We start from the raw sequence: 10,726 nt of genomic DNA, 5'->3' as shown, positions 1-10,726 counted from the left end.
AAGCTCTCCTGGCCTATGGACTTGTGGATAAGCCATTCTGAGAGTAAGGTGAATGAACTAACAAACCGGGAATAGCTCTTATTTTTCCTGAATTTTGTTCCAGATCCCCGGACCTAGCTAACCCTTTATTTGCTAAAGGATAGCCCTTGGCCAAAAGCTCTATTAAAAACATATTGACGAGCTCTTTCGGAGTCTCTTCAGGTCGCACTTTTACTAGGCTTCTTGATTGTGTAGCGCCCATAAACTCCTACCTCAATTAAAGGTTAAAATGATTACTTTAGATCTTGTCTGCTAAAATCAAGCTTGATTTTCAAAGTGCCAATCAGTATAAAAGATAGGCTAATCCTGTCAAGCTAAAGTAGGAGGTTTTTACAGCAAATCACACTAATTACGAACTCTTCTCCTTAATAAAGAAGAATTCGTATCTTAAACTATAGGCTTAAGCGCTATATTGAATACCAAGCATGAAGCTATTTGTCATCGGGTTTTGAGTATTTATATCTAAAGCAACGTTAGTCACTGCGGCAGGAGTATAAGTAAAGGTTGTTCCTGTTGAAGCCCCAAAAGCAAATAACCAAGAACCTGTAATAGCCCAATTAGAATCAATATTATAAGCTGCACCTAATTTTATTGCAGGCAACACTGCCGTGCTATTATGCTTTTCATTTAAAGTATAAACACCAAAAGCTGGTGCAACCACATCAGCAAGGGAAGCAGTATTGCTAATCTGCATATTCTGAATTAAGCCCCCTACTTTAAACGATAAACTATAATAGGTTTGTACCCATGCCGCACCGATTAAGGCATCAAAACCACTTAGGGTAAATTTACTGGTTGCATTAAAAGGCGCACCTAATGAGAGGACTGGAAGATTAAAAGTTGTGCGTCCATAATAACCCCAGCCTAATTCTCCGGTAACACCGAAGGAGTCGTCTATCATATTAATTAAACCTGCCGCTAAACGAGCAGTGTATTGATTTTGTTGTTTTTCAGCACTAATAGATCTAGTCGTAGCTGAAGTTCCAGTTCCAGTAACAAATTCAAAGCCATTGATTTTATTATAGGTATAACCACCTTCTACCGAAGCAAAAGCGGAAGGGGCACAGCCAGAATCACCCATAGCACCGGCGTTAACCGCTGTGGTTAGAGATAAAGTGGACATTAACGATACAAAAGCTATTTTTTTCATAATTCAAAACTCATTCCATTTGATTAAAATTCTTAACTAGACTAATTTAAAACAGATAATTGCTAATTACTAGTAAAATCAACTGATGCTTAAGGCGAATAGGTTAAATTCTCTTCCATCCGCTCCAAATCTTTAACGGTTATTGGAAAATCAATTTCCCAACGGCGTTTTGGTTTCGGTATAGATAAAGGACTGCAATATTTTTTTATTTGTGCCTCAGAAATCCCTTTAATGGAAAATTCGCTCTCTAATAAGTCGCACGCTAGCTTCCAATCGCCAATCACCTCTTGGGTGAATACATCGTCTTCTTGACGCATGAACTTAAGTTGAGTAGAAGACATATCCCAATATAATGCTTTACTCCCCTTATCCGTCACTACAGCCACTAAAGTTTTTTCATCACGAATCGCAACAGGATTAGGGAAACGCTCTAAGCCCAACAAATTCTTGTGCAAGACTTTTTCACTTGTTTCAACCAAAGTTGATTGCATTAAATTGAACCAATTACCGCGCATTTTTTTCGCAAGCACATAGACATCGTGCTGTTTATAAAAAAGAAACTCGTCCCTATCTTGAATAATTGGATCTTTGCTGTCTTGAATTAAAATAGGATAACGGGGCGCCTGCATCCCCATTGCGGGTTCCAGGAAATATTGCTGGCCACCGATAGGAACCACTAAAACGACATGGGTTGTAGGTAAACGCAGTACACTAGCATCATTAACAGGTTTTCCCACAAGTCCTCTTGCTGCGCAGAAAATTGGTTTAAACCCTAGCTGGGTTAATGCGGAATAAAGCAAAGCATTCGTTTGAAAACAATAACCTCCCTGATTCATGATCCGAGCATGATTGAAGAAAGTTAAGGCATTTCGTTGCACAGGATGTTGATGAGCTGCCTCACGTATCTCAAAATTACTATAGGGAAAAGCCTTTATATGCGCAAAATATACTTGCTTTAAGGCTTCTGTTTTATCGCTTGCTAATAAATCTTGAAAAGCGCTGAAATCGAGTTTTATTTTAGCAAAATAATCAACTAACTTTACCTCTTTCATGGGCTAACCTAGATGATAAATAATAACCATACTATCACAAGTAATAAAAACAACTAGATGGGTTAAAAAAAATTATCTTGGTTAAATTTATCTTCAACTAATTTCTAATTAATTGATTTATCGCTATTTTTATATAGAAAATTTTTTTTTCAATAATTTGCACAAAAAATAATTTTATGAACTATGCTTTTTAAGAGAAAAACAAGATGCGTGGTTAATATGACTATTCACTTAGAGCATGAGCCTTATCTAGAGAGGTGCGTAAAATGAGTAGCCTTAGAAAATACTTATTCTTTTTTTGCTTATGTTTTTTACTTCCCCATGCTTATGCCACTAAACTGGTTATCGGCACCCTATCTTACGATTCTCCTTTTTCTAATACCAAAGAAAATGTTTTTGCTGATTTTGAAATAATGATGATGAAAGAAATATGCAAACGAATCCACAGTGAATGCGTATTTGAAACGGTATTATTTCATGACATCCCCCAAAAAATGAGTAAAGGAACTATTGATCTAGCCCTTGGATCCATCATCATAACCGAGGAAAAAAGAAAGAATTTTCTTTTTAGTCTTCCTTATCAAGACAGTCATTTACAATATGTTGCCTTAAAAAAGTCTTCCTTGAATACCATCCAACAACTCACAGGGAAAACCATTGGGGTTTCTTTTCGCTGCCCTACGAGGAATCTAGCCTTAAAACACATTGACAACACTATTCAGGTTAATGAGCTTCCTACTAATATGAATATGCTCAAAGCGCTAGAAAAACAAAAGATTAGTGCAGTATTAACCCATTATCACCACGCTATTCAATGGGCAAACAAAAGAAAATTTAAATTGTTAGGACCAAAATTTCGTATCGGCGAAGGCTATGGAATCATGACTCAACTTCATCAAACGAATCTGATTAACCAAATTAATGAGGCCCTATTAGGTATGGAAAACGATGGTACTTATATAAAGCTTTATAAAGAATATTTATAAGGCTTTATAGCCACCAGCTAATTCTTGATACAAGCTTACTATACTCATTAACTGCAAAAGCTTATCTTCATTAAGGTTAATATTAATTCTATCCAAAGTAATTTTAGCCTTTAACATTTCAATATAATTTTGAATACCTTGTTTATATAGCCGTTGGTTCAAACCATAGGCTCGCATTAAATATCGTTGCGCTTTTTCAGTGACTTTATATTTGTTGGTAAAATGCTCATTTGCAGCCAAAGCATTAGTGGTATCCCGTAAGGCCTTTTGTAAAGTATCAAGATAATGATAATAGGAACTCTTATCTAAGCCTTTAGCAGTAGCAATTTCACCTAAAACTGAGGCTTTAAGAATAGGCAATTTAATTAATTGATCATTAAAATAAACGTTCTTTTCTGGCCACTTGTAGGCGTTATTACCTGCGGCTTTCCCTCCTATCAAATCAAAAGTTAAGGTTGGTAATAAATGAGAGCGAGCAATGCCAATTGCCTGATTAGCAGCACGTAAACGGCTATCAGCCATTTGTAAATCAGGTCTATTTTCTAATACTGTTAGCGGTAAGGTGCCTGGGATCAGTTGCTTATTATTTAAATCAGAAAAACGAACCTTCGATCTAAATTCACCGGGATTGAGATTAATTAAATACCGAATAGCGTTTTTACTGACAATAATATTGCGTTCGATCACCTCAAGTTCACCGCGAATCACTTGGGCCTGACTGTATAATTCTTGCTGTTCAATATCTGAAGTTAAGCCGCCCTTATAGGTATTTTGCGCAATCTTAGCTAGCTGGGTTAAATCATTGGCTAAGGTATTCAAGAGTTGCTTGCGCTCCATTTCCGCTTGATAGGTAAAATAACTCGCACAAAGTTCCGAAATTACAGTTAACTTTAAAGCATCGTCTTCCGCTTTAGCCTGAGCGAGCATATATTTCGCTCGTTTTTGCTCTTTAATTTGTTGATAAATATTAATCACATAGCTCGGGATAATCACTCCTAATATTCCTGGATATCCCGTGGCTGGATTTCGCGAATAGCCGGTCATCATATCTACAGTTGGTATCCATTGATAATTGATTTTTTTAAGTTCACCTTCTGCCGCATCAATAGCTCCTCGCGACCTATTTAAGTTGTTGTTATGCTGCAAGCCTTTAACGATTAAGTCATTTAATGTTGCATCATTAAAGCCCTTCCACCAGGCCAGATAGGGAAGATTTTTCTCATCGTTCTTATTGGTATAATTATTTTTAACTGGCCATTGTTCCATGACCGGAATAACCGGTTTATGAAGTTCTTTTTTAGGAAGCGTACATCCCGTTAAAAAAAGAGAAAAAAGACAAAGCACTCTAACGAGGTAGGGCATGTAGTTCTCCATTATGTTCCTGAACATGGGTTGCTCGTATAAATTGCTTTAATTTTTTTAAATCCATTTGTACTTGCTGGAACAAAAGATTGTAATCATACTTTCCATAGTTTTTTGTATAACCCGAAATGTATAACGCTTTTAAATAAACAAAGATTCGTGAATTCAGCGCTAAAAACTCATTGAAATCATCTCCTAAAGTGCCTTTGGCCCGGCGGATAAATTGGGAATTCCTGGCTAATTTTTCCATTTCGAATAAGCTATCGGTGTAGGAGACACACGCATCAAACCAATCGGAACGGCGAATTTTGTTTTGATTTAATAGGTGAATTAAATGATAGAGTTTTCGCACCATTTCCGCTTGATTATCAATGATAAATAAATTAATTAATTTGTAATGGCTAAACCAAAAGTACTCAAAAATTAAAATAATAATAAATGCGATAACTGTGCACATGACATAATCTGTTAAAAAGAACGTCAAGGGAAATACACTAGTAGAGGTATCAAAATAACCAGTACCAATAACAGAGGTATTGACTGTAAAAACGGTAGGTACACTATAGGCTTGTCCTGCAAGAAAATAAGCTAGATAAATAGTAAGTGGTATAATAATAAGCAATAGGCGATAATCGATATGGCCAAGAAACCAAAGCAAATACCCACTAAGTAAGCCTAAAAGCATCCCCCAGAACCGATGATAGGCGCGCAGAATAGTCGTTCCATTATCAAATCCTGCATAAATCATCATTACCGCAAAACCAGTCCAACCAGCACGAGGATAACGCAGACCTTCTTGCACAATAATGGTAAAACAAAATACGGTGCTAATTTGTACTGCTCGCAGAGAGCGGTAACTTAATTTGCCAAACATCAAAGATCGGTGCATAAATAATTCCAGCTCAAAATAAGGCGGCGTAAAGTTTTTAATTCATAACTTTGTGTGAGTAAACGATGATCCTGACTGCCAAGTAATACCGTTTTTTTTCGTTTACAGGCCTCCAAAAGTAACTTTATATAACGAGTAAATAATTGGATATACGCCGTTTTGATTTTTTTCCTAAAAGAAAGTAAATAAGAAAGCGACATAATTAACTCAAAAGACAGCAAGGTAATCTTTAATACACTGTAATAATTAATGCTCCGCGGTAACATTTTGGAATATTTATTCATCACGATAATTCCAGGAAAAATAGGAATCGTCTGTACATTCTCTTGAGAGATCTCTTCACTTAAAAACTCTAATTTTGAAAGCACTTCTAAAAAGGCCCTTTGCCAAATGACAAAATAGTATCTTTTAGGAAAGAGGTATAAACCCATAAAAATTAAACCCATGGCCACCAAAACCTCTAAAACATGGTTTAAGGCTATATAGAGATTACTATCAGCATTTTCATAAATTAAGGAATAAACGGCTAAGCTTAGTATCAAAGGAACTAAAGCAAGCATCTTTCTTAAATGATGAATAACGAGATAATAAAGAAATAAAGAATAAAAAAAGACAAAAAAAACAAAAAACAATTTATAGACTGAAAATAAACCGAATAAAAAAATAGAAAGCGCACAACCGGTTATCGTGCAAAAAAGAAATAAATATTTTTCTTCTAAAGTAGAACCTATTATTTCGGCGGTAAAAGCAGTCAAAGGCACATAAAAAAAATAGAAATAAGGATTATTTACCCCGTAAATATAATTGAACAAAAATAAGAACTGCAAAACGAATAAAATTTTTAAGCCATTAGTGCGATGCTCTCCATATTTATCATAAGTAAGAATCTTATCTTTTAGTTGAGATATAAACATAGGCACTTGAACCGGGATTTAGAGGATAATTAGGATCAGGATCTAAAATTTTAATCTGAAGCGGGAAGCGCTGGGGTAGCAATAACCATTCATTTTCATTCTTTACTAATTGAATTTGACTTTTAGCCGAGGTTTGCTGACGTTCGGCTGCCCATAAAGAATTGACCACTACGCCATGGAAAATTTTATCAAAATAATACATACGCAAAATAATATACGCTTTATCCCCTGCCCTAACCCGCCGTAAATCCGTTTCATTAAAATTGGCTTGAATATAGTAATTTGCCGTATCAATAAAGGAAAATATAGGCTCGTGGATTTTAATTGGGGTGTTCGGGGCTAGATACATATTATCAATCACCCCATCACTAGGCGCTCTTACCGTTGTCAGCTCCAAGTTAATTTGTGCATTATCTTTTTTCGCTTTTAGACTTTGTACTGTGTGTTTTTGTTGTTCAATTTCCGCTATTAAAACCTCAACTTCTTGTTGTAGGGCATCACGTTTATTCTTTAAGGTATCTACGTCATAAGAAAGCTTTTTGACTTCCAAAATGGAGACGGCTTGGGCTACATAAGAACCTTTTTTTAACTTTAACTCATAATTGGCTTTCGCTAACTCAGCATCTGTTGACTTAATTAAGGCTTCTGCCCGTTTAATTTTTTTTTCAAAAACTTCTATTTTTTTGATTCCTTCTAAATAATCGGCTTTTGCTTGTTCTAAAGCTAATTGATAAGGAACCTGATATACAGTAAAAATAGGCTGATCCTTTTTTACCCTTTGACCATTTTTTACATAAATATCCGTTATAAAACCAGAAACATCCGCGGCAACTGGCGTCACATTAGTAACCACGAAGGCATTATCAGTAAAAGGAATTAAATAAGAAAAAAGATGAAAACACCCTATCAAGAAAGCAATGCTAATAACTACTATGGGAAGATTTATCTTTTTTTTAAGACGGGTTAAAACTTTAGAACTACGAGAGTAAAAGCGCGTCCATTTTCTTTTTAAAGTTCTCATCTATTTCTGACCACGTTCCATTATATGTTGGTGAGAAACTCACCAAATACTTATCAACATCAAGCTAACTAGTTTCTGATGCTTAAAAAGGCACCTTCCTCTCAAGTATTAAGAATAAGATAATCTTTATTTTTAACAAAATATAGATCTAGAAATTAAATTTATTGATGAAACATGAGCTTAGAGTAATTAATTAAAAGGCCGTCTTTGCTTAAAATTTACACATTCCAAAGCCAATATGATTCTATACTTAGCTTACAGGACTACACGTTTGTGAAAGATAACTGTTGCAGCCTTGTAACTGTAAAATAAATCACAGAATTAAGGAGGATCTCATGAAAGCACAATCGCTGTGTTTTTCACGATTAGTTAGAACAACACTGATGCTTAGCACACTTCTCTTAGTCAGCATGTATACTTCAACATCAGAAGCTGCTCAAGGTTGTGGCTATGGCATGCACCGAAGCTATTATGGTGGTTGTATTGCAAATCATCCTGGATACTGGTCTAGGCCTGCCCCTTATCATCCCGGATGCTGGAGAAATGGCTGGGGACAATTACGTTGTTATTAATAAATGTACAATAGCCACTAAGTTATGTGGCTATTGCTCTTACCATCCACAATTCATTTAGCTCTTTTCTTTCCTCATAAAGTTCAAACCCCGCTTTAGTATATGCTTTAATTGCCGCTTTATTATCAAGATCGGGGTCCACAAATAGATGAGTATATTGCTGTTTTAAATAATGGCTAATGAGATAATTAATCGCCTCGCTTGCCAGTCCTTTATTTAAAAAATTAGGCTCTCCAATATAAATATCTAAAGCCGCTAAGTGTTTTGGCAAACGATCTAAAGGGGCGCTACGGGGAAAATCACGAGCATTATAGTATTGCATATAACCAATTGCTTCGGCGCCAGAGTAAATCATAAACGCGTGAATAGGATAGGTCTTATTTTGAACTAATTTATAGCCCCTAGTATAAGAGCTGTATTTCCTTTTTATATGCTCTTCTGTCCAAGTAACATTTTTATCCCACCATTGCTGAACATGAGGCATTTGAAGCCATTTGAGCAATAAAGTAAAATGTTTTTCTTCTAAAGGCCGCAATAAAATGGTCATTATTGAGAGGAAGTGCAAAAGATCTATAGGTACAATAACCTAAATTCTGTATTTTATGAATGGATTATTACCCTTCACTTGACCTTTTTAGCAAACCCTCTAGTGTTCACTTAAGGTATTTTAACGTTAGAATCAACATCATCCCTATCGGGAGTACTTTCAGGTGGCGTTAACTCTTTTCCCTTTGACGAATGGGATTTAAAAAAATGAGCAATTGTCTTTGTGGCTCGAAGTATTTTTTGTTCTCTTTGTTTAAGTAAAACAAGACCATGAGGTAACCAGGAGGCATCATAATTTACTCCTAGTCGAGCCTGACGTTGAATTTGGCTATGCTTTTCTCTAGGAAGATCAAATTCCCCCAGGCAATTGGGAAATGCCAGCCCCTGGTAGCCTCGAATACTATAGTTTTTTACCTGTTCATTAAAATAGGTAGTGCTCATTACTGGATTGCCAAAAAGAGCTTCACGGAAAATATTGGGGCCTGTTGTGAACAAGACGTTACACCGTAGTTGAATTTTCTGAAACTCCTTTAATTGCTCCTCAGTTAATTCTAGCTTATAGAATGCATTAAACTCTTCTCGATTTTGAGTAGCTTGATGTATAAAATGACGTACTGCCCTTACTGGACTAGGGTTAGCCATACTTTGCTTTTCCCATAGTCCGGCTGCATTACTCCAGACCTGCCGCAGTTTTTTAAAAAAAAGAGAAAAATCATCACTACAATGATAACTATGGCCCGATGGAATAAAATAATCTGGTTTTTTTTGCTGAAGAACGCACGATTCATAAAATGAGGCATTTTTAGAAGTGCATGAGTTATAAAGAGCTTGTTGAAATTTTTGTACCTCACCACTTGCTTTTGCCGCCTCAAAATCGACTACAGCAATAATATCATTATTAAAGACAAGAGTATTAAGCCCGCTGGGTTCGAGAATATTATATAAGTTATAAAGTATTGGTTTCTCCACCTCGATATACGAGCTAAAGGCTTTAGTACTCCGTACGCGTCTATCTAAATCCGTATACATCGCCTCTAAACTCAATACCCAGTCTAGGATTCTTAATATGTCTGATGCCGCTGCCGGATTACCGCCCTCATTAAAATGAAAGATTTCATCTTCATACAGCTCAATGAGCTTTTGATTTAGACTAGTATTGGACTGCATGTTATTTGTAAAAGCGTCGAGGGGAATGATACTTTGCTGGTGCGAGAAATGTTGCATCTCAACTAATGCTTTCTCTGAAAGCAAGCGGCTATCATAAATAAAATAAATCGTGCTATCAGGATTTTAGTACGCATCTGCATTAAACGAATTTTATTTTCCGCGTTCAAAAACGAATCTTTATTTGTGGATAACCATATTTTTATATGGGTTTGGGGATTAAAGCGATAAAACATAGAAATAAAAATAGGGGATAAAAATTTCATTATAGAGAATAATGAGCAACATGCATAGACAAAATAAATTATTTTAAACTATTTTTAATAATTACAAGACCTCAAATAGGGGTAGTACCAAGCCTATAATTACCTACTACTTAGAGAGTAATGCAGAATAAGATTTGTCAACTGTTTAGAGGCACATCCTAACGATTAAGCTAGAATGTGCGAGTGTTCATTATCTAGATTTGTTATGTAAATCTTTATTGAATCCTTGGCTTGAACCTTTAGAGTGCATGCCAGTACCTTTGCCGCCACCAGTACGCTCATCTTTTTTTATGCGGTCAGTCCCTTTTACATCACCAGAGCGTTTAGTATCTGAAGTATGACCTTTCATAGGGGTTTTGCCTTTGTTAGGATTCATTGAATGTGGCATTTTTATCTCCTTAAAATTAATATATAGTCCTTTAAATAAGGAACCTTATAAACTTAGTAAATGTTTCTTTGTTATTCAAACCGACTTCATATTTAGCCGTTTAAATACCATTTACTTTCATTAAAAAATCATTAATATCAATAGATTAACCAAAGTGTAAAAATTACGATAAGTTTAAATTAGGGCTGTCTTTTGAAACAGCTAAAGGGGCAGGGGCTTTTCATGACTAGAAATTAGTCACATAAACAGTATAATCCAGGGGCTTTTCATGACTAGAAATTAGTCACATAAACAGTATAATCCTGCATTTATTTGAACTGGCGAAAGAAAGGGATGTCTGAAGTATTAGCTTTTTTATCAACTGTTGAAGATTTAAG

12 protein-coding genes are annotated in these 10,726 nt (G+C 35.6%); 2 read left to right on the top strand and 10 right to left on the bottom strand.

From position 1 onward, the window contains the following. Window positions 1-13: 13 nt before the first annotated feature. From ELY15_RS10435 to ELY15_RS10425, 3 genes are all read right to left on the bottom strand, one after another. Window positions 14-241, bottom strand: coding sequence for a hypothetical protein (locus ELY15_RS10435; protein ID WP_127099737.1), 228 nt, complete (start codon window positions 239-241; stop codon window positions 14-16). Between the two features lie 198 nt (window positions 242-439). Beyond that, on the bottom strand, window positions 440-1,189 hold the full coding sequence (locus ELY15_RS10430; protein ID WP_127099735.1) for a hypothetical protein: 750 nt from the start codon (window positions 1,187-1,189) through the stop codon (window positions 440-442). An 89-nt stretch (window positions 1,190-1,278) separates the two neighbouring features. Then, the gene (locus ELY15_RS10425) at window positions 1,279-2,241 is read right to left on the bottom strand and encodes an arylamine N-acetyltransferase (protein WP_127099733.1); all 963 of its coding nucleotides are present in this window, start codon (window positions 2,239-2,241) and stop codon (window positions 1,279-1,281) included. Between the two features lie 266 nt (window positions 2,242-2,507). Here ELY15_RS10425 and ELY15_RS10420 point away from each other — a divergent pair, with 266 nt between their 5' ends. Further along, window positions 2,508-3,227: a transporter substrate-binding domain-containing protein gene (locus ELY15_RS10420; RefSeq protein WP_127099731.1), complete on the top strand. Its 720-nt coding sequence runs from the start codon at window positions 2,508-2,510 to the stop codon at window positions 3,225-3,227. Here the strand turns inward: ELY15_RS10420 and ELY15_RS10415 are convergent. The 4 genes from ELY15_RS10415 to ELY15_RS10400 are packed head-to-tail and all read right to left on the bottom strand — an operon-like array spanning window position 3,222 to window position 7,413. Continuing rightward, window positions 3,222-4,589 carry a TolC family protein gene (locus tag ELY15_RS10415; RefSeq protein WP_127099739.1) on the bottom strand — a complete coding sequence of 456 codons (1,368 nt, stop codon included), beginning with the start codon at window positions 4,587-4,589 and terminating at the stop codon, window positions 3,222-3,224. The two genes, ELY15_RS10420 and ELY15_RS10415, sit on opposite strands and share 6 nt — an antisense overlap. After that, the gene (locus tag ELY15_RS10410; protein ID WP_127099729.1) at window positions 4,573-5,478 is read right to left on the bottom strand and encodes an FUSC family protein; all 906 of its coding nucleotides are present in this window, start codon (window positions 5,476-5,478) and stop codon (window positions 4,573-4,575) included. The genes ELY15_RS10415 and ELY15_RS10410 overlap by 17 nt, the downstream gene beginning before the upstream one ends. Next, window positions 5,463-6,392, bottom strand: a complete 930-nt coding sequence (locus tag ELY15_RS10405) for an FUSC family protein (RefSeq protein WP_127099727.1) — start codon at window positions 6,390-6,392, stop codon at window positions 5,463-5,465. Before ELY15_RS10405 ends, ELY15_RS10410 begins: the two co-directional genes overlap by 16 nt. After that, complete coding sequence (locus ELY15_RS10400; RefSeq protein WP_127099725.1) at window positions 6,367-7,413, bottom strand: HlyD family secretion protein; 1,047 nt, start codon at window positions 7,411-7,413, stop codon at window positions 6,367-6,369. Before ELY15_RS10400 ends, ELY15_RS10405 begins: the two co-directional genes overlap by 26 nt. Before the next feature lie 335 nt (window positions 7,414-7,748). On the opposite strand from ELY15_RS10400, the gene ELY15_RS10395 reads away from it, so the two are divergent. Continuing rightward, a complete protein-coding gene (locus ELY15_RS10395) occupies window positions 7,749-7,985 on the top strand; it encodes a GCG_CRPN prefix-to-repeats domain-containing protein (protein ID WP_127099723.1) in 237 nt (78 codons plus the stop codon). A gap of 22 nt (window positions 7,986-8,007) precedes the next feature. On the opposite strand, the gene ELY15_RS10390 is transcribed toward ELY15_RS10395, so the two are convergent. The 3 genes from ELY15_RS10390 to ELY15_RS10380 all read right to left on the bottom strand — a co-directional run bounded on the left by ELY15_RS10390 (window position 8,008) and on the right by ELY15_RS10380 (window position 10,349). After that, complete coding sequence (locus ELY15_RS10390; RefSeq protein WP_127099721.1) at window positions 8,008-8,532, bottom strand: GNAT family N-acetyltransferase; 525 nt, start codon at window positions 8,530-8,532, stop codon at window positions 8,008-8,010. Window positions 8,533-8,642: 110 nt separating this feature from the next. Then, the gene (locus ELY15_RS10385) at window positions 8,643-9,806 is read right to left on the bottom strand and encodes a glycosyltransferase family 88 protein (RefSeq protein WP_305033769.1); all 1,164 of its coding nucleotides are present in this window, start codon (window positions 9,804-9,806) and stop codon (window positions 8,643-8,645) included. A gap of 345 nt (window positions 9,807-10,151) precedes the next feature. Next, window positions 10,152-10,349 (bottom strand): hypothetical protein, encoded by a 198-nt coding sequence (locus tag ELY15_RS10380; RefSeq protein WP_127099717.1) that lies wholly within the window; start codon window positions 10,347-10,349, stop codon window positions 10,152-10,154. Between the last annotated feature and the right edge of the window lie 377 nt (window positions 10,350-10,726).

Source organism: Legionella sp. km772 (assembly GCF_003989735.1).
Classification (GTDB): domain Bacteria; phylum Pseudomonadota; class Gammaproteobacteria; order Legionellales; family Legionellaceae; genus Legionella.
This window is presented reverse-complemented; position numbering and strand designations above follow the sequence as displayed.